General features: G+C 66.1%; 12 protein-coding genes. 6 read left to right on the plus strand and 6 right to left on the minus strand.

Annotated features, from left to right (window positions below; all coding sequences use genetic code 11):
• The first annotated feature begins 73 nt into the window (after positions 1-73).
• The 5 genes from U858_RS0105525 (at position 74) to U858_RS0105545 (ending at position 3419) form a co-directional block, all read left to right on the plus strand.
• The gene (locus U858_RS0105525; RefSeq protein WP_025136189.1) at positions 74-388 is read left to right on the plus strand and encodes a FliM/FliN family flagellar motor switch protein; all 315 of its coding nucleotides are present in this window, start codon (positions 74-76) and stop codon (positions 386-388) included.
• Between the two features lie 50 nt (positions 389-438).
• Positions 439-705: a flagellar biosynthetic protein FliO gene (locus tag U858_RS0105530; RefSeq protein ID WP_025136190.1), complete on the plus strand. Its 267-nt coding sequence runs from the start codon at positions 439-441 to the stop codon at positions 703-705.
• A complete protein-coding gene (gene fliP, locus U858_RS0105535; protein WP_025136191.1) occupies positions 702-1451 on the plus strand; it encodes a flagellar type III secretion system pore protein FliP in 750 nt (249 codons plus the stop codon). Before U858_RS0105530 ends, fliP begins: the two co-directional genes overlap by 4 nt.
• Positions 1452-1462: 11 nt before the next feature.
• On the plus strand, positions 1463-2239 hold the full coding sequence (locus tag U858_RS0105540; RefSeq protein ID WP_025136192.1) for a sigma-70 family RNA polymerase sigma factor: 777 nt from the start codon (positions 1463-1465) through the stop codon (positions 2237-2239).
• Between the two features lie 61 nt (positions 2240-2300).
• Positions 2301-3419, plus strand: coding sequence for a hypothetical protein (locus tag U858_RS0105545; protein ID WP_051593522.1), 1119 nt, complete (start codon positions 2301-2303; stop codon positions 3417-3419).
• 24 nt (positions 3420-3443) lie between these two features.
• Here U858_RS0105545 and U858_RS0105550 read toward each other — a convergent pair whose 3' ends face one another.
• From U858_RS0105550 to U858_RS36345, 6 genes are read right to left on the minus strand one after another with little or no spacing between them, the layout of a single operon-like run.
• Positions 3444-3830 (minus strand): hypothetical protein, encoded by a 387-nt coding sequence (locus U858_RS0105550; RefSeq protein WP_025136194.1) that lies wholly within the window; start codon positions 3828-3830, stop codon positions 3444-3446.
• An 8-nt stretch (positions 3831-3838) separates the two neighbouring features.
• Positions 3839-4402: a hypothetical protein gene (locus U858_RS0105555; RefSeq protein ID WP_025136195.1), complete on the minus strand. Its 564-nt coding sequence runs from the start codon at positions 4400-4402 to the stop codon at positions 3839-3841.
• Between the two features lie 23 nt (positions 4403-4425).
• On the minus strand, positions 4426-5544 hold the full coding sequence (locus U858_RS0105560; RefSeq protein WP_025136196.1) for a hypothetical protein: 1119 nt from the start codon (positions 5542-5544) through the stop codon (positions 4426-4428).
• A complete protein-coding gene (locus U858_RS0105565) occupies positions 5541-6443 on the minus strand; it encodes a hypothetical protein (protein ID WP_025136197.1) in 903 nt (300 codons plus the stop codon). Before U858_RS0105565 ends, U858_RS0105560 begins: the two co-directional genes overlap by 4 nt.
• A gap of 11 nt (positions 6444-6454) precedes the next feature.
• Positions 6455-8635 (minus strand): YcaO-like family protein, encoded by a 2181-nt coding sequence (locus U858_RS34200; RefSeq protein WP_025136198.1) that lies wholly within the window; start codon positions 8633-8635, stop codon positions 6455-6457.
• Between the two features lie 43 nt (positions 8636-8678).
• Positions 8679-8813, minus strand: a complete 135-nt coding sequence (locus U858_RS36345; RefSeq protein ID WP_255358774.1) for a hypothetical protein — start codon at positions 8811-8813, stop codon at positions 8679-8681.
• A gap of 311 nt (positions 8814-9124) precedes the next feature.
• Between U858_RS36345 and U858_RS33610 the strand changes: the two genes are divergently transcribed.
• The coding region (locus tag U858_RS33610) for an RHS repeat protein (RefSeq protein WP_025136199.1) at positions 9125-20905 on the plus strand (11781 nt) is incomplete at its 3' end.

Below are 20905 nucleotides of genomic sequence, written 5' to 3' on the forward strand. Positions count from 1 at the left end.
GACGTCCGAAATATTAGAAAAACTCTTCAGGAGTACGAATTTGACTACGCAACACGGAGACATTGCCGGCGCAATGGCTCAACCCATCGATTTCCCGGAAGGCGTGGACGCCCAGGTCGAGCAGCAGCCGCTGGCGATCCGCAATCTCAACCCCATCCATAGCGTCAAGGCGACGTTGTCCGTGCGCGTTGGCGAAGTGGAACTGACGGTGGGAGACCTGATCAACGCCAAGAGCGCGCAAGTCTTTGCGCTGAATCGGCGGGTCGATCAGCCGGTGGACCTGCTGCTGGAAGGCAGCGTGGTGGCGCGAGGCGAACTGGTCGCGGTTGGCGACCACTTCGGCATCCGCGTCATTGAGCTACCCCTGGATCTGCGTTCGCTCGCATGAGCGCCGGCACGCCCCTGGAGTGGGCGCGAGAAACCGCTCCAACGACGGGATTGCAGTCGTGGTCGTGGGTGCTGGCGATCGTGCTGGCGCTGGCCGCGTGCGGCATCGTGCTGTGGTGGCGCGCGCGCACCGGCTCGCCGGCAGGCCGCCGGACGTCCGGCCCGGCACTGCGGCGCCTGGGCGGCACGCGTCTGAGTCCGAAGGTGACGCTGGAGGTCATCGAGTTCGGCGGCCAGCGCCTCTTGCTGTCGGTCAGCGACGCCGGCGCCCGCGAACTGGCCCGTGAGCCGGTGGCGGACGCGCGGAGCGCACCATGAAGACGCGTCATCTTGCCGCCATCATGGCGGCGCTGCTGTCGTTCGCCTATGCGGCAAGCGCCGTGGCCGCCGGCCAGGCGCCTGCCGCGGGATCGCTGGTGTCCGCCAACGCGGCGCCCGAAACCGCCATGGCACTGCGGGTGGCCATCGGCCTGACGGTGCTGAGCCTCTTGCCCGCCATGCTGGTCTGCATGACGGGGTTTCTGCGCATCATCATCGTGCTGTCGATGCTGCGCCACGCCTTCGGCATGCAAGAGACGCCGCCCAACGCCGCGCTGCTGGGCCTGTCGCTGTTCCTGACGCTGTTCGTGATGGCGCCCGTGGCGCAGGACGTGAACCAGCACGCGCTGCAGCCCTTCATGCAGGGCACGCTGTCGATCGAAGACGCCTATGCCCGCGGCGCCCAGCCGCTGCGCGCCTTCATGGTCAAGCAGACCCGCGAGGAAGACCTGGCGCTGATGCTGGAACTGTCGGGCGCGCCCAAGCCGAACACGCTGGAAGAAGTCAGCAACGTGCAGCTGATTCCCGCCTTCATGCTGTCTGAACTGCGCGTGGCGTTCCAGATCGGCTTCGTGATTTTCCTGCCGTTCCTGTTGATCGACCTGATCGTCTCCAGCGTCCTCATGGGGCTGGGCATGATGATGATGCCGCCGGTCACGGTTTCCCTGCCGATCAAGATCCTGCTGTTCGTGCTGATCGACGGCTGGGGGCTGGTCTTGCGTTCGACGATCGGGTCATTCCATTGAGCGCCCTGGCTATGAGCACAAGCTCCTACGAATCGGACTGGCCGCATCTACCCGAAGAGGACCGGTTGTGGCTCGCCTACCGCGAGACGCCCACCCAGACGCTGCGCGACCGCCTGGTGACGCGGTATCTGCCCTATGCCCGCGCCATCGCGGCCCGCATGTATTCGCGGCGGGGCGGGCAGGACTTCGAGTTCGACGACTACCTGCAATATGCGTCGCTGGGCCTGATGGAATGCGTGGACCGTTACCAGCCCGGGCTGGGCGCGTCTTTCAAGACGTATGCCACGACCCGCATGGCCGGCTCCATCCTGAACGGCCTGGAGAAGCTGACCGAGCGCCAGCAGCAGCTGTCGATCCAGCGCCGACTGACCGCCAACGAAGACCGCATGGCGTCGTGGGCCGAAGACGACGGCGAGGACGACGGCATGGAGTCGACCGAAGCCTTGTTCCGCCGGCTGGCCGCCGTGGGGGTGGGCGTGGCGCTGGGCGTGCTGCTGGAAGGCTCGGGCCTGATCGAGTGGCAGGCGGGTCAGGCGGCCAACGGCCTGGGCGCCTACGAACAGGTTGAGCTCAAGCAGTTGCGCGACCGCGTGCTGGCGCTGGTGACGGCCTTGCCCGAGCGCGAACGCCACATCGTGCGCGCCCACTATATGCAGGACGTGCCTTTCCAGGACATCGCGGCCGAACTGGGGCTGACCAAAGGCCGGATTTCCCAGTTGCACAAGCGCGCCTTGGAAATGCTGCGCAACGAACTGGCGAAGTACCGGCAATCGTCGGCCGATTTCTGACCGCCGTGGATCGCGCTACGCTAACCCCTTGAACGAATTTCGCAATATAGGAACCCTTGCCATGTCGAACCCCACAGACCGCCTGGACCGTTTTGACGGCTACCTGCGGCAGGACCCGGACAACACCGCCTTGGCGGTCGAAGCGTTCGAGCTGGCCCTGAGCCTGGGCCTGCACGAGCGGGCCGGGGCCTACCTGGACGCGGCGCAGGCCAGCGCGGGCGACGACCCGTACCTGGCGTACCGGCGCGGCGCCTGGTTGGCGGCGCAAGGCCGTTGGGACGAGGCGCTGGCGTTGCAGCAGTCGCTCTGCCAGCGCTATCCGGACGATGCGGATCTGGCCGTGGGGCAAGCCAATCTGCTGCATTACGCGGGCCGCCATGATCAGGCCGAAGCCGCCTGGTCGGCACTGCAAGCATCCGGCCGCCTGCCTGACCACGCCTGGGCCAACCGCTTGCGCACGCTGCATTTCCTGGGGCGCCTGAAAGAAGGACTGGCGCTGGCCGGCATGCGCGCCGACCTGCTGCGCACCCAACCCGAGGCCGCAGGCGTGCTGAGCCTGATGGCGGTGGACGCGGGCGATTTCGCCGCGGCCCGCCTCTGGTCCGACCTGGCGCTGGCTGGCGAGCCGCCGTCGCTGGAAGCGTTGACCACGCGGGGCGCCTTGGCCTTGGCAGCCAAGGATGCGCCCGGCGCCTTGGCGGCGCTGGCGCCGGTGGTGCAGGCGCGGCCCAACGAAGGCCGGGCCTGGTCGTCGATGGGCATCGCGCATCTGCTGCTGCAGGACGCCGGTGCAGCCCAGACCGCATTTCTGCGGGCGACGGCCTTGATGCCCGAGCATATCGGCAGCTGGCATGGATTGGGTTGGGCCCGACTGCTGGGCCGCGATGCGGCGGGCGCCGCCACGGCGTTCCAGCAGGCCCTGGAACTGGACCGCAACTTCGGCGAAAGCCATGGCGCGGTGGCCATCGGTCTGGCCCTGGCCGGCCAGCGTGACCAGGCCGAACACCATATCGAACTGGCCCTGCGCCTGGATCCGGCATCACTGTCTGCCCGTTTCGCGCAGGCGGTGTTGAGCGGCGCATTGCAGAATCCGGACGAATTCCAGGCGCTGGCGGCGCGGGCGCTACGCGGCGTCGAAGCGCCAGACGGCCGGTCCCTGGCGGACTGGATTCGCCAGTGACAAGCGGCGCCCTCGGGCGCCGCTTTATTTTTCGGCCGTGTCCTTGGGCATGGCCAGCAGCAGACGCGCGGCGCGCCGGCTGGCCGCCAACAGCTCAGGCTGCGCTTCCATGCGCTGCTGCACGATGTCCACCAATTGATGGAATTTGGGGTCGTTGATCAGGTTCGTGCCCAGGTCCGAGAGCAGCGCGGCTTCCAGGAAGTAGCGAAAGGCCTTGCGCTCCCTGCCGGGATCGTCGGGGTTCAAGGCCCCGACACGGGTCACGAGTTCGGTGAATGCGGGCGGTTCCGCGGTCTTGGCTGCGCCGTTGGCGCGGGTGGCCTTGTCGGCCTTGCCGGTGTTGCCCGCGCGTCCGCCTGCCGCGGTCCGCTGCTGAATAAGCTGGGCCAGGCGCCCAATGCCGTCAATCATCGTGGGGCCTACAGGTTCTGCTTGTAGGATGCCAGCACGAACTGGGTTGCGGCTTCGTCTTGTTCCCCGGGGGCGGGGTCGTCGGCACGGCCTTGCAGAGCCTGGATATGCGCGGCGACCATGCGCATGTCGTGGTTCAGCGGCGCGTTCTCTTGATTGTTGGCGATGCCTTTTTCAATCAGCAGCAGCGCGTCGTCGAAGGCGTCGATCGCCAGCGCCGCGAAGGCGCGCTTGAACAGCACCAGGAAGTGGACTTCGCCCAGGTCCTCGAGCGGTTGCCAGGTCTGGAACGCAGCCAGGGGCCGCGCACTGGTGAACTGCAACAGGCCCAGCTGAAAGCGTGCCGTAGCCAGCGCGGGTTCAAGCTGCAAGGCGCCGATGAACGCCGCTTCGGCCGCATCAGGTTCGCCGCGCTGCATGTGGTGGGCAGCCATTACCGCCAGGACTTCGCCGGAGCGAGGCTGCGCCTGTCGGGCGTGCTGCAGCACGGCCAGCGCGGCGTCGTCGTCGCCGCGCTCCAGCGCTTGGGCGTACTGTTCGAGAAAGGGTGGGGGAACGGGGGCTTGGGTCATGGCAATGGCGCGGCAGAGGAAGATCAGAGAGGGGCGATGGCGGACAATTGCAGATTGCCTGCCAGGGATTCGGCAAGCTGGGCGCAGTGCGTCGCATCGTGCCCGGTGACCGCAAACATGGGCCATGCGTGGCCAAGGTCGTAGGGGCGGCTCGAATCGTACGCCAGCTCTCGAATCAACGGTACGCATCCCGCACCGAATGCCGCCTGGCGCCGGCCATGCTGCAAGGGTAACACCAGTCGCCGGATGCCTACATAGGGGGTTGGCCAGGAAAATTCCAGGGTGTGCGCCAGGCCCAGCATGTAGGCCAGCGCGGCAGAATAGAAGGGCAGGCCCAGGCCGTGAAAGGCCCGGTCCGGCATGGTGCCGGGCCGCAGATTGATGTCGATGGGGCACAGTTCGCCGTCTTTTTCCACGCACTGGATATAGATGATGGACTGGCGCAGGCCGATGTCGTGCAGCGATTGGATCATGTGCCCGATCTGCTCGTGGCGGGGGTGGCTTTGGCCCAGCAGCATCCATTCGCACTGCATCGAATCGCGTGTGAACCGCAGGCGGCCGCCTTCGTGGATCACGATCTTTTCCGGACCGGCCACGGCCGCCGCGGTGTACACGTCGCTGTCGCCGATGTACTCCATCGTCAGATATCGGCCGTACCAGGAGTTGGGATCATTCTGGTAGGCCAGGAAGGCCTCCAGCAGATCCTGGGCCACCAGCCAGTCATGAAAGTGCCGCAGGCTGTCATAACGCTGATAGGCCCAGGGGTGCTCGGCGAACGAGCCGCTGCCCTTGTCCGGCTTGACGATGATGGCGTAGGGCAGGTCCAGCAGCAGGTCTTCGGCGCGCAGGGGGGCATGCGTCCAGAGCGTGCTGAAACCACAGCGCGCGAAATGGCGATAGGCCAGGGACTTTTGCGTGGCGATGGCGGTGGCCAGCACATCGGGGCCGGCTACCCGGTGCAGCGCGGCAAGATTGGCGGCGTCCACGCTGCGAAAGTCGCTGCAGGCGAACACGCCCAGCGTGTGGGCGTCGGGGTAGGGTACGACCTCCAGGTCCAGCGCGTGGGCCGCGGCGTGGTATTGCTTTTCCTTGGCGGCGCTTTCGCGGCTGTGCGAGGCGAGCAGAACGATATTGTGTTTCATGTGGATGCCTTCAGGTCGGGGTGCAGCATGCCGCCGCGCAGCAGGTCAAAGGGATGCGTCGTGCCGAAGTGCCGGTTGGCCTGCCAGCTGTCGCGCTGGGCGTCATGGTCGAACCAGGGCGCAAACCCCAGTACAAGGTGAATGCGGGGCGTATTGCTGGGTTCTTTCACGTACACCCGGTGGGGGATGTTGGTATTGAAGGTGTAGGCATGGCCGGGCGCCAGGAAGTGCTCGGTCATGGTGTCGGAATCGGCCTGGGGTGTGTCCTTGGCGTGCTCGATCTGCAGGCGGTACGCCGGGTCGGACGTCAGCGGGATGTTCAGCCGCAGGTTCTCGAACACCGGCTCGTCGCGGTGCCAGCCGTCCATGAAATCCGCCGTGATGCCGCGTTCGCCGATCAGCACCGACAGCCGGGAACGGATCAGCGTCAGGCCACACTGATCCAGGAACGTTCCCAACGCGCCCAGCCGGGCCGCGGGCGTGCGGACCCGAAATCCGTACGAATCGAAGTAGGTGTTCTTCAAGGTGCGATGGCGCTCGACCGAGTTGTAGTAGAACTCGCTGATCGGGTTCATTGAGGTGCCCAGCGTGGCCTGGTGCACGTCCTGCACGCCGGGGTCGTGCATGTCGGGGTTGTGCACCAGCGACAGCGACTGGTAGTTGTGATCGTCGTAGCGCCCTTCGGCCGACAGCCAGCCGTGCAGGCCGTGCGCCTCGATGGCCTGGATCGCGGCGTCCTGCAATCCCTGGTACAGGCCGGGTGGCAACGCAATCGCCAGCAATTGCGACGATGTCTGGCCCTGCATCGCCGCGCAGGCGTCGGCAAACGGCGTTTGCGCCTTCAGGTGCTGGACGATCGTCAGCGCCTCGGGCGCATCGTGAACCGGAAACGGAGTCATGGCGGGGCCTTTCAATTGAAGGGATGGGGGAAGGCGTGCTGGCGGCGGGGCGCGCCTGCGGCCAGCAAGGTGTGCTGATAGGCGGGATGCCCCTCTGCCGCGTTGCCGGCGCCGAACTTCAGGGGAATCAAGCCCGGTATGAACGCGCGCACGGTGGGCGTACGCAGCGGCGCGCCCTCGCTCAGGTCGACGGCAATCAGCCGTTGGCCGTCGCGGCGCAGGCGTGCGAGCAAGTCGTTGCCGTTCCGTGCGCCGTCGCCACGAGGCATCGGCGGCAACGGCATGGACACCAGATGGTCCGCACGGCGGAAATACGCTTTCTGGCGGTACAGCTGGGCATGGCAGGCGGCTTCTTGCACTTGCGCCGGGCGCAAGGGCGCTGGCTGGGGTTGATGCATCGTCACGTAGACCTGCGCTTCCAGTTCCATCAGCGCATGGTCCATGGCCGCGTCAAGCGTGTAGCCTGCACTGCTGGCGACCCGCGTGAATGCGTGCGCTGCCGATTGCGCAAAGCCGAAGGCGACCTGGCAGTACGGCGATGACAGATGACGCAGTTCGATCCGCATTCCAGCCGCCCGCAAGCGCTGCACGCGGGTTTGTACAAGCGCAGGCAGCACGGTTTCGTCCACGGCATGGGCGGCCTGCCCCAGCCACAGGCGCACAAAGGCGTCACGTTCAATCAGTTCCAGCACGGCGTTTTCCAGCGCAGCTTGCATCGAGGCATGACTGGCGACGCCGGACGTATTGCCGCTGGTGTAGACGGTGGGGCGGTGCAGATCGGACAGTGCGTCTTCCAGGTACACCAGGTCTGCCAGCATGAAGCAGGGCTGGTCGGCGAAGACGTCGCGGGCCGCTTTCCACCAATAGGTGGCTGCGTCGTCGAAACGTTGGTAGGGAAAGCCCCGCCGACGGTACTGGGCGTCGCGATAGCGCAGCACGTCGGTCGGGTGCACGGCGCCTGGCAGGTCGCGGCGCCGCGCCGCCACCAGGCCGTGCGGATGCAGCAGTGCCGCGCGTTCGCGGCTTTCCATCACGGCTTTCAGCCGGGCCTGGGCGGGTTGGGCATCGCGGCCCCACGACCACGGGTGCGAGGGATCGCATCGGGCGCGGCCCAGATAAAAGCTCGCGTCGCCGGCGGCGTGCAAGTCGACCCAGTCGAATTCGCCTTCGGTCGGCGCGTCAGCTTCTGCGCTGGCCGAACCGATGAACACGCTCGTGATCGGCACGATGGCGGCGGACAAGCCCAGCAGGCGGCCCAGCTCGCGTTCGATGAAGCCGCCGATCTCCACCGCGTGGCACCCGCTGGCGGCGGCTGCCAGCAGCGTGTTCTGGGCAGCGTGGCCCGCTTCCAGCGGAACATATGACAAGGCCCGGGGCCCGTACTTTGTCGCGCTGACGGAAAAACCGGCCGCGATCACCAGCACGCCCTGGGCGTGATCCAGCAGTTGCGGCGAGGAAAATGCGGCGCAACTGCGCGACAGGTCGGCATCGATAGGCCCGTAATGCAAACGCCCGGCGGGTGCGGCGGTCAATCGGTACACCCCGGCAGGCAAGAGCGTCGGGCAGGGCGCATCCGCGGCGCCGCAGTCTCGTAGATTGACGTAGAAATATTGCAGGGGATACAGCGCGCCCGCGGACGGACTGGTGGTGCGCGTGGCGTCGGCGTCGGCAACGATGCCGGCCGCCGCCCACAGAATCGCCGTCAACGTCGGCGCGTCGATGACATCCGGGCCAAAGCTGCGCCGCGATCGGCGCGTGGCCAGCAGCGCATGCAGGGTCGTGGCGGGGCCGAGGCTGTCGATCGCAATCGCATCGCGTTGCGGCGCGGCATTCAAACGCTGTTGGGCAGCCAGCACCAGGGCTTGCTGCGCCTGCGCATCGGGCAACGCGCCCAAGGTGCGCGGGTTTTCGGCATAGGCCCACCAATGCCGCGGCGCATCGTGAAGGCTGACCAGCGCGCCTTCGTCGATCAAGGCCTGCAACAGGCCCGTGACGGAATCGGCATGCCAATGCTCGGCTTGCCGACGTTGCAGCCAATCGCGCGGGGTGAGCGTGCCGTCGAATTCATGCAAGGCGCGCAAGACGCGCGCCGGCGCATCCAGCGACAGTGTGCGCGTCGGCAGCCGGCATTGCAGGCGATCGCCATGCAGCAGGCTTCCGGGCATCAACACATAAGGAAGATCCAGTTGCATGGGCGGCGCCTGCGCGGGGCTGCCGCCGCAGGCCTCGGTCTGCTTACTTGCCGCTGCTGCCCGCGGGAACGGGCACGGACTGGCCACGACGCTGCTGGCTGGACGCGGTCCAGGTGAAGCGCTTGGGATCGTTCTGGCCGGCGACGGGCTGGGGGGTGGTAACGGGGGTCTGGCTCATGGTGGCTCCGGTTTCAGGACATCGGCACGCCTTGCGGCATGCGTTGGATGAAGAGTCCGGGTATCAGCCGGCTCGCATAACTTGTCCGGGTGAAGACGGGGCGGTTTAGGGCGGGGAAGGAATTGATGAAAGGCAAGCGGCGGCGCTAAACCCGCGGCGCGCCGGTCGGAGAAGTTGAGCACGGATAGTGTGCCCAGAAAGTTGCTGGGGCCGACAACGACATCAAGGACTACCTAGAAATGGTCGCAATCGTAAGTGGATATAGCCTGGGCCTTAACCTGACCTCGCTCGGATCGATCGGGGATCGGGGCATGTTCGGCAACGCGGGTCTTGGGCGTAGTTCCGAACAGGTCTATGTCAATGCGGCCACCGGCAACCTGGTGTTCCGCAATGTCGATGATCAGTTGGCCGGCGTAGGCGCGATGTTCGGATCTACGCGTACCTACAACAGCCAGAGTGCGGGCGGTCATGCCGACGCATGGGCCGTTGGTGCCGCGCTGAAGAAAGTGCGGCTTGAAGGCCAACTGAATACCGCCGGCAGCAAGGTGTACCGCACGGACGAAGATGGCTCTGAAGAGGTATATGGCTACGACGCGGCCAAAGGACAGTACGTCAATGCGGGCGGCGGGGTTGCTCGCAATAGCCTGTGGATGGATGCGGGTACGGGGCAGTTTGTCTGGAAGAAGGGTACGACGGGGCTGACGGAGCGTTACGAAGGGAGCGGCGCGGGTCGAATCCTGACCTCTACGGACACCAGCGGCAATACCCGCAGCTTTGCTTACGGCGCCAATGGGAAACTCGCCAGCGTGACTGACGCGGGCGGTGGCGTCACTTTCTACGATTACGTCGGCCAGAACCTGACGCAGATTCGCACGGCGACAACGGAAGCTGGGGTACAGGTCATCCAGACCCGGGTGCGGTACGGCTACGATTCGCTGGGACGATTGTCGGCAGTGGTGGTTGATCTGTCTCCTGCGGACAACTCGATCGCGGACGGCAAGGTCTTCCAGACTTTCTACACCTACGACGGCAACAGCGATCGCATCGCTTCGGTGTCACAGAGCGACGGTTCACAGCTGTCGTTCCAGTACATACAGGTCGGCAACAACTACAAGGTCTCGCAAGTGACCGACGCGTTGGGCCGCGTCACACGGTACGTATATAACCCGGGCAGCAACAGCACTTTCATTGTCGATCCTGAAAACGTCCAGACCTACGTCCATTACGACGCGGCGGGCGCGATTGTGGCGCTGCGCACGGTTGGGCAGGGCAGCAATCCGGACGTCATGACGAAGTACACGTATGGCTGGTACGGAGAACTGTCAAAGATTGAAGAGCCCGGCGGCAGGGTCATTAACATCGGCTATGACGCTCAGGGTAATCCGGTCAACTGGAGCGACTCGGGCGGCACCGTGATGTCGCGCTCTTACGACAGTGAAAACCGGGTGCTGACCGAAACGGTCTACACCGTGCCGCAGACGCCCACGGCTTGGCCTTCAGGGCCGTTGGTGACGCGGAACGTCTATGACACTGCTGGCCGCTTGCGCTTCCAGTTAAGCCCGGCGGGCAATGTCACCGAGTACCGCTACAACGCTCGCGGCGAACGTGTGTCGACCTTGAACTATGCCGGCGATGTCCATCCCCTGACAGGGTTCGGCGCGTCCAATGTGCCCACTGAAGCGCAAATGACGACCTGGGCGGCCGCCGCCAACCTGAAGCGTGTGTCCCGCGTTGATGCGGTGTACGACTACCGCGGCATGTTGCAGCAGACCATTGCGTACCAGGAGGTCACCAGCGCGGGCGAGGGCATTCTGGACGGCAATCAGGTGCTGACGCGCTACGTCTACGACCAGGCTGGGCGTTTGCTGTCCACCGTGTCGCCCACCGGAGGAGCGACGTCTTACACATATGACGGCTTGGGTCGAGTGCTTTCGGTGCAGGACGCGCTGGGCAATATCACGTTGACGCAGCATGACGATGCCGGCAACCGCGTGGTGGTGACGCAGGCCAATGGACTCAAATCCATCTCGACTTACGACAAGGCGGGGCAACGCGTCAGCTTGATGATGCAGGACGCGGCGGGGCTGAATTTGGGAGAAACCAAATACGCCTACGACAAGAATGATCGTCTGATAATGACGACAGACCCCAGTGGGGCGCGTACCTTCATGGTCTACGACACCTTGGGACGCAAAGTCGGGGATGTGGACGCCAGCGGAGCGTTGACGCAATACATCTACAACACGGCAGGCAAGCTGTGGCGCACGACGACCTACTTCGGCAAGGTGATCCAGGAATATCTGGTCGACGCGCAGGGCAAGGCGCTGAAGCCATCGATTGACCAGTTGCCGCCCAACACGGGCGGATCGGCCACCGTCTGGAACCTGTATGACAGCGCAGGTCGATTGGCCAAGACCATCGATGCGACCAACGCGATCACCGAATATCGCTACGACGGCACGGGTCGTCTGGTCAGCGAGACCAAGTATGCGCAGCGGATGACGACCTGGTATGTCGCCCAACCGAAAAACCCGGCGGATGCGGTCGTTACCGCCAGCGCGGGCGACGCAACCACCTACAAGTTCTACACCCCCGACGGCAAGCTGCGCGGCACGGTCGATGCCGAAGGCGCGGTGGTCGAGTACCTGTACGACGGCGCGGGCCGCCTGGTGCAGCAGATTGCATACTCGGCCAAGACCACCGCAACCATCAAGGCGACCACGACCTTCGAGAGCATTCGGCCCGCCGCGGCGTCCGCCGACATCAACGACTACAAGATCTACAACAACCTTGGCCGCCTGGTCGGCACCATCGATGGCGAAGGCTACCTGACCGAACTGGTCTACGACGCGAGCGGCAACCTCACCACCAAGATCCGCTACGCCACGTCGCTGACCGGGGCCAACAACCCTATCCGCAATACGCTGATCTTCACGCCGGACCTGGCCAAGATGCGGCCGGTGTCTTCGCCGCAGGATCAGGTCTGGACCTACTCCTATACCCGCCTGGACAAGGTGTCGTCCGAGCGCAACGCCGAAGGCACGCTGACCCTGTACGTCTATGACGACATGGGCCGTCTGACGTCCACGGTGAAGGCCGCGGGCACCTCGACGTCGCGCAGCGTGCTGTCGCGTTACGACGTGCAGGGGCGGTTGATCGGTGAATTGTCCGGCGAAGGCGCGGCCAAGCTCGACGGCAACCAGACCCAGGCCGAGATCGATGCCATCTGGAAGACCTACGGCACCACCTACACCTACGACGCCCTGGGCCGCCGCACGTCCATGATGGACGGCGCGGGTCAGCGCACGCTGTATTACTTCGACGCCAGCGGCCGGGTCACGCATACGATCAACGCGCTGGGTTATGTACAGGAGCGGGTCTACGACAACATCGGCCAGCTGGTCGAAACCATCCGCTATGGTGCGCCGATCGCGCTGCAAGGCTTGAATGGGGGCCTGGTCAACGACGCGCTGCGCCTGGCCATCGCGGCCACCAGCAACGCCGACGTGGATATCCACGCCACCTACACCTACACGGCGGACGGCCGGGTGGCCAAGGAGACCGACGGGGCGGGTGGGGTGATCGAGCGCAGCTACGACGCGTTCGGCAATGAAATCATGCGGCTGACCAAGATCGCCGGGGCGATCAGCCGTACCGACAAACGGGTGTACGACCGCATGGGGCGGTTGACGCAAACGATCGACGATCTGCAATACGGTCGCAAGACGTTCCGGGAGTACGACGCGTTCGGTCGGGTCACGACGACGCGCGACGGCAACGGCGTGTCTGTCAACTATCAGTACGACAAGCTCGGTCGCGAAGTGCTGACCTACGACAATATTGGCCGCAAGACCACCGCCTACGATGCGTTCGGCAACGTGCTGTGGCGTATCGACGAACTGGGCCGTCGGACCAGCTATGCCTATGACGCGCAGAACCGCAGCGTCACGATGACCACGCCGGATGGCGTATCGGTCACGACCGTTCACAACGCCTTCGGCCAGACGGTGGAGGTACGCGACGGCAACGGCAATGTCACCAAGCATACCTACAACGCCGATGGCAGCCTGGTGCGCAGCGAGCAGGGCGGCACGGTCGTCACGCAAGGCTACGACAGTCTGAACCGCCTGATCGAAATGGTCGATGGCCGCGGCGTCAAGACCGTCTATACCTATGACGCCGTCGGGCAGCGTCTGAGCCGCACGGTCGATCCGACCGGGCTGAATCTGCAGACGCAGTATCGTTACGATGCCTTTGGCCGCCAGTACCAGACCACGGAGCCGGGCGGAAACCAGACGGTGGTGACGTTCGACAAGGCGGGGCGCGTCTTGTCGTCCACGGTGGACGCGAACGGCCTGAAGCTCGTCACGCGGTACACCTACAACGAGGCCGGCCAGCAACTGACGGTGACGGCCCCCAATGGCGTTGTCACCGTCTATACGTATGACAAGCTCGGTCGCCGAGACAGCGAGACGGTGGACCCATCCGGCTTGGCGCTCAAGACTGTCTATACGTACGACATGAGCGACAACCTGACCACCAAGGTGGATCCCGGTGGCGCCAAGACGCAATACGTGCGTGACGATCGTGGACGCGTGGTGTTTCAGGTCGATCCGGCCGGCTATGTGCTGGAGACCCGGTATGACGCTGCCAACCAGGTTGTCGGCACCATCGCCTATGCGACGCCGTTGGACAAGAAGCCCACGGGCTGGTTCAGTGCCTTTGAACTGCGCGGCCTGCTCAAGCCCAACGCCGCCGACATCGCCGAATACCGATACTACGATAGCGCCGGCCGCCTGGCGATGACCGTCAGCGGTACCGGCAACGTCGTGGCCATGCGCTACGACGGCAACGGCAACCTGATCGAGCGCACCGCCTACGCTGCCCGCCTGCCAGCAGCCAGCATCGGCGCGGCCCAGATGCCCGCGGCGCCCACGGCCAGCCCGACCTACGATCAACGCCAGCGCACCGTCTACGACGCACTGAATCGCGCCGTGTTCCAGATCGACGGCCTGGGCGGTGTGGTGCGCCAGCGCTACGACGCCAATGGCAACGTGGTGGAGCGCGTGGCCTATGCCGGCCGCATTCCGGTGGAAACGGCCATGACCGAGGCCGCCATCAACACCGCATTGGCCGCCGTGGCCGACAGCGCGCGCGACCAGCGCGCGGTCAATGTGTACGACAGCGTCGGCCGCCTGACCTACACGATGAACGGCCTGGGCACCGTGACGCGCAACGTCTACGACGCCTCGGGCAACCTGCTGCGCCAGACCGTGTTCGCCACGCGCCTGGCGCCGGGCAGTGACCCGGCGTCGGTGCCGGCCGCGGCAGGCGACATCACCGTGTCGCGGGTCTATGACAGCGCCAATCGCCTGGTGGCGTCCTTGGATGCCAACGGCAACACCACCCGCTATGTGCGGGATGCCGCTGGCCGCACCGTGTTCCAGATCGATCCGGCGGGCGCTGTGGTCGAAAGCCGTTATGACGCCGCGGGCCGCGTGGTGGCCACGCTGGGCTATGCCACGCCGATCGTCCTGCAGGGCCTGGGCCAGCAGGTAACCGACGCCCAGGTGCGCACGCTGCTCAAGCCGCAAGCCGGCGACCAGGCCGAATACCGCTACTACGGCGCGGATGCTCGCCTGGCGATGACGGTATCGGCGCTGGGCGCGGTGGTGACCTACCGCTACGACGCCAGCGGCAACCTGGCCGAACGCACGGCGTATGCCAACCGGCTTCCCGCCGCCAGCATCGGCACGGCGGCCATGCCCGCGGCCCCGGCCGTGGACATGGCCTACGACCAGCGCCAGCGCACCGTGTACGACGCCCTGGGCCGCGCCGTGCTGCAGGTGGACGGCACCGGCGCCGTGGTGCGCCAGCGCTTTGACGCTAATGGCAATGTCATCGAACGCATCGCCTTTGCTGCCCGGGTGCCCGCCAACGTCGCCCTGACGTCGGCCGCCATCGAGGCCGCCCTGGCCACGGCGGCCGATGCCGCGCGCGACTTGCGTACGGTCAATGCCTACGACGGCATCGGCCGCTTGACGCACGTGATGGACGGCCTGGGCGCCGTAACGGAAAACATCTACGACGCCGCCGGCAACCGGACGCGCCAGATCCAGTACGCCACCCCGGTGGCGGCGGGCGGCGATCCGCGCAGTGTGCAGGGCAGCATGAAGGACCGCGCCAGCGACTGGGTCTACGACGGCATGGGCCGCCAGATTGCCAGCGTCGACCCCACGGGCGCGGTGACGCGCCGGGTGCTGGACGCCAATGGCAACGCGATCCAGGTCATCAGCTACGCCGTTCGCCTGGGCGCCGGGGTGCCGCGCACGGGCGAGGCCATTCTGGCTTCGTTGCAGCCCGGCGCGCTGGACCGCGCCACCACCACCGCGTTCGACGCCGCCGGCCGCGCCGTGCTGGTCATCGATGCCGAGCGGGGCGTGCAACGCAATACCTACGACGCCGCGGGCAACCTGCTGGAGTCCTATCGCTATTCCGCGCCGCTGACCGGCGCCGATCTGGCGGGCGTGGCGCCGGCCAGCCTGACGCTGGCCGCGCTGACCGCGCGCCTGCCGGCCGCCGACAGCCAGGGCCGCAGCACCCGCAGCGTCTACGGCGCCAATGGCCTGCCGGTCTACAAGATCGACGCGGCCGGTTTTGTGACGCAATTGACCTACGACACCCGGGGCAACGTCACCAGCAGCCGGCGCTATGCCAATGGCGTGCTGCTGGGCAGCACGCCGTCGGCCGCGGACGTGGCCGCCGTGCTCAGCGCGGACAACACGCGCGACCGGGTGGATACCTTCGTCTTCGACGCGGCCGGCCGCCTGCTGGGCTCGACGGACTCGCTGGGCAAGTCCGAGTCCTATGGTTACGACGGCGTGGGCAACAAGGTCCGCTTCGTCAACAAGGCCGGCAACGAGTGGACGTACGAATACGACGCCGCGGGCCGCCTGCTGGTCGAGCGTACGCCGCAGACCAGCGTGGTGGAGACCAGCTGGTCGGGCGCGGGCGACCTGGTGGTGGGCGCCACCAAGTCGATTTCCATGGTGACGCGCAACGTCTATGACGGCCTGGGCAACCTGGTGTCGCGGACCGAGGCCGACGGCCAACCCCAAGCCAAGACCACCCGCTACGTCTACGACGCCGCCGGCCGGCAGATCCGGACGATCTTCGCGCCGGTCAATGTCTATGACGCGGCGGCCGACAACCTTTTGACCAACGGCGCTTCGGGCGTGGCCGCGCGCAAGGAAGGCGCGCCGATCTCGCTGACGTCCGACGTGCTGTACGACGCCTTCGGCAACGCCGTGGCCGGCCGCGATGTGGCCGGGGCCATCAGCTACAAGGTCTACGACAAGACCGGCGCGTTGAAATACGAGGTCGACGCCGAAGGCTTTGTCACCGAATACGAACGCAATGCCCAGGGCGACGTGACGCTGCGCCTGCGCTACGCCACCAAGACGGCGCTGACCAGCCACGGTTACGCCGGCATCACCGCCGAAGCCGTGTCCGCCGCCGTCAACGCCGCCGGCATCGACCACAGCGGCGACCGCGGCGTGGTGACCCAGTTCGACCGCCTGGGTCGCGCGGTCGAGACCAGCCAGTCGCAGATCTACGCCTACGATTCATCGGCCGCGGCCGGCGCGCAGTATTTCACCAGCAACAAGCTCACCCGTACGGAATACGACGCCTTTGGCCAGGTGGCGGCAGTGCGCGAGCTGGTCAACCCGGTGTCCCAGGTGTGGGCCACCACCACCCAGTACTACGACCGCGTCGGCAACATGACGGCCCGGGTCGATGCCCTGGGCTATGTCACCACCATGTCGTACGACGGCCTGGGCAACAAGACGTCGGTACGTGAATACGCCACGGCCACCAACATCTGGAACGCACAGGGCTACGGCCTGCCGGTCACGCATGCCAACGACCGCCTGACCACCTACACCTTTGACGCCCTGGGCCGCAAGGTCGCGGAAACCCGCGTCAACGTGGAATACAGCAACCAGTCCAACGGCACCGTGCAGCGCGGCGACCTGAAGACCACCTTCGGCTACGACGTCCTGGGCAACCAGACTTACGTCGCCAACCCCAACGGCGGCCGCACCTACAGCTATTACGACGCCCTGGGCCGCGTCACGGCAACCGCCGAGCCGATGCGCACCGATGCGTCGGGCAAGGCCTATGCGCCGCTGACGACCTTCCACCGCGATGCGCTGGGCAACACCGTGCTGACGATCCAGCACGCCAACGGCGCCTCGACCGTGCTGGAATCCGGCTATACGGCCGGCGCGGCCAGCAACCAGGACCGCTACAACTACGTCGGCTACGACAGCCGCGGCAACAAGATCCAGACCATCGACGCCAACGGCGCGCGTACCAATTTTTCTTACAACGCCGCCGGCCTGATGGCCAAGCAGTGGCGCGGGGTGACGGGCAACGACGGCAGCGTCAAGACCTGGTTCCAGGCCTACGAATACGACAAGCTTGGCCACCAGACGCGGGTCATCGACCCGGCGTCCACCGCCGTCCTGAAAAACGGCATCCAGACCGGCTTTTCATCGGCGCCCAAGGAATTCCGCCAGCGCGAGAAATACGTCGTCACCGGCGACAGCGCGATCAACCTGAACTGGTCGTCGCTGATCGATGCCGGCGGCGGCCTGGTGCGGGTGCAGGTGTACTACAGCACGGTCAGCACGCTCTACAGCGAAACCACCCCCACCGAAAGCGGTGGCGGCGGCGAAGGCGGCGAGGGCGGCGTGTCCACCGGCGGCACCACCATCACCTACGGCTCGGCCAGCGTGGCCACCAGCCGCACGGTGGACTTTGGCGCGGCGTCGGCCGCCTCGGGCGTGTCGATCCGCTGGAACGACTACCGTTCCCGCCAGGGCGGCATTGCCGAACTGAGCTATATCCGCATCTGGCAGCAGGATGCCGCGGGCAACTGGATCAGCAAGTGGGAAGGCAGCAACGCCCAGGCCAACGGCTCGGGCATCTTCGACGTGTCGCAACAGGAAGCCGGCTGGTCGGACACCGTCACGGAATACAACGCCTTTGGTGAAATGGTGCGCCGCGGCGTCAATGGCGGCCGCCAGGAAACCTACCAATACGACAACGCCGGCAACGTGGTTCGCACCAACGCCAAGGACGGCAAGGACCAGATCACCCTGTACAACCTGCAGGGCAACGCCACGGCCAACCTGACCAGCGGCGGCGCGGGCGGCGGCAACGTCAACGTCGCGGCCATCGGCTCGATCCAGCAGGCCGCCAATATGGGCAACCTGCGGCGCGAAGACACGGTCTACAACCTGCTGGGCAACGCGGTCAAGACGCTGGCGCCGGAACGCTCGGTGTACGAAGGCGGCGTGACCGTCAACCGCGACTTTACCGGCGCGGCGATCACCTCGTCCGCCACCCTGTACTACATTCCCAAGCCGGAAACCGGCGGCGGCTCGGAGATCGGCGAAGGCGGCAATGAAGGCGGCAATGGCCCGGTGGACCCGGGCACGCCGGCCTGGCGCGGTACCAACAGCGTGCAGCTGAGCTGGACCAGCCTGGCCAACCTGGGCGACGGCGACGTGCGCGTGGTGATGACGTACCAGAGCGCCGGCGGCACGCGCCGCAGCATTACCCAGAACTTCGCCGCGGCCTCGGCCACGTCGGGCGTCCTGATGAGTTGGGACGGCACTGCCACCAACACCACCGACGGCGGCGTGAGCCGCGTCGTGGCCATGGTGGTCTACAAGAAAGACACCAACGGCACCTGGCAGGCGGTCATCAACCAGCAGGGCACCTTTGGCAATACCGGCAACTTCATCGACATTGCCGCGCCTGTCGACCCGGGCCTGAAGGTGCGGCTGGAAATCCGCGTGCCCAACGGCGGCTGGAGCGAAGTCGGCCTGGTCAACTACGGCAATTCGCTGCGGTACGACGCCGAAGGCCTGGCCATCGGCAACTATGAATATCGCGTGTCGCAGATTGGCCGAGATGGTGTCGTCAAGGTGACCGGCAACGGCACCCTGTCGCTGACCGCACCCAGCCTGGCATCCATCGGCAGCGCCATGGGCTTCGGGGCCGTCGGCAACGATGTCTTCAGCTGGCCGTCGTTCGGGGCGGGCGTGGATGCGCAGTTCCGCTACCGCGTGCCGGGCGGCGGCTGGGTGCAGCTGCCGGTGTCGGCGCGTGCATCGGGCCACGATGGCGTGGACTGGGTCAACATGGGCCCCGGCCGCTTCGAATACGAATTGCTGCTGATCGACCGCAGCTCGGGCGCGGCCTATGCCCACGCCACCGGCTACATCGACAAATCGGCCGCCGTGCCCGACCGCTGGGTGCCGCAAGTGGGCTATCCGCCCATCACCCAGGCCCTGACGCTGGATTCCAGCAACACCGGCATTTCCTGGACCACCATCGGCGACTGGCGCGAGCTGGAAGGCACCGCCACGCTGCTGTACCGCCTGCAGGGCAGCGGTGGCGGCTGGTCATCGGTGGCCATGAACAAGGTTCCCACCACCGTGCCGTTCGGCCCGGTGGGCACGGGTGGCGGCGTCACCGAAGGCGGCAACGAGGGCGGCGAGAACGGCACCGGCTTCATGACCTATTGGGTCAAGCTGGGCACGCTGCCCGCGGGCAACTATGACTTCGACCTGGTCTACACCCGGCCGGGCTCCAGCGAACCGTACAAGCACCGCATTGGCGTCATTTCCCAGGGCGCCACCACGGGCGGTTACTACTACACCCGCTACTACAACGTCAGCGTCCCGTACCAGGTGTGGGTCCCGCCCGTGCCCGGCACGGGCGAGGGCGGCGAAGGCGGCGAGAGCGGCGGGACCCCTGGCTACTGGAGAACCGAGTACCGCACCGAGACCCGTTCCGAACAGGTCTGGGTCCCGGCGGTCACTCCGCGTCCCGGCATGTCCCAGACCACGGCCACCTACGTGCCGGGCTATACGGTGCCGGGGCGTCCCCCCGCGTATTCGCTGTCCAGCACCACCGGGTCCAACCCCAACCCGATCAGCACCAGCGTGTCGGGCTACCTGGGCGTGGCCGCCTCGTGGACGCCCGTGGGCGCCAACGGCGGCGTGCAGTCCAGCCGTCCTACCGTGGAACGCACCTTCGACCGCTGGGGCAACGTCGCCACGGTCACCGACCCGCGTTCGCCGTACTGGATCACACGCTACACCTACAACGCCAACAACCAGATCACGTCCGAAGTGCGGCCGTCGGCCGATGGCGTGGCCGGCGCCGGCCCGTCCACGACGCTGTACTACGACGCCCTGGGCAACAACGTCGCCACGCGTGACGGCAACGGCAACGTCAACGGCATCCAGTACGACGCCGGCGGCAACCGTATCGCCGAACTGCATGCCGATGGCGGCGTCTACCGCTACGGCTACAACGGCTTCGGAGAAAAGACCACCTGGGTCGATGCGCTGGGCAACACCACCAGCTACACCTACGACAAGCTCAGCCGACTGGTGCTGACGTCCAACGCGGCCGTCACCAGCTACGTCATGAGCAACGGCACGACGCTGGCGGTCACCGGCACCAAGACCGTCACCGAGAGCGTGCGCTATGACGAACTGGGCAACAAGCTCAGCTCGACCAACGGCGCGGGCGACACCGTGTACTTCCGCTACGACCTGCGCGGCAACGTCACCGGCGTGCGCAAGCCCGGCATGTCCACGGAACTGCGCACCGCCTACGACGCGCGCGGCAACAAGACCTTCGAGGCCGACGGCAACGGCAACGCCTCGACCTGGGCGTACGACTACTTCGGCCGCCTGGTCGCGCACACCGACATCGGCGGCGCCAAGTACTACTACAGCTACGACAACGCGCGCCAGCTGCTGCAGCAGACCAACACGCGTGGCCAGAACCTGAACTACACCTATGACGCCACGGGCCAGGTCACGCGCATCTACGATGCCAGCCTGGGCAAGATCACCGACTTCTCGTACGACCACGCCGGCAACAAGGTGCGCGAGCGTACGAGCCAGGGCGGGGTGGTGTACCAGAACAACATCATGGCCTACGACGCGCTGGGCCGCCTGCGAGAGGTGTCCGACGGTTACCTGCGCCAGAGCATCGACTAC

This window comes from Achromobacter sp. DH1f (assembly GCF_000633435.1).
GTDB lineage: Bacteria > Pseudomonadota > Gammaproteobacteria > Burkholderiales > Burkholderiaceae_B > Achromobacter > Achromobacter deleyi.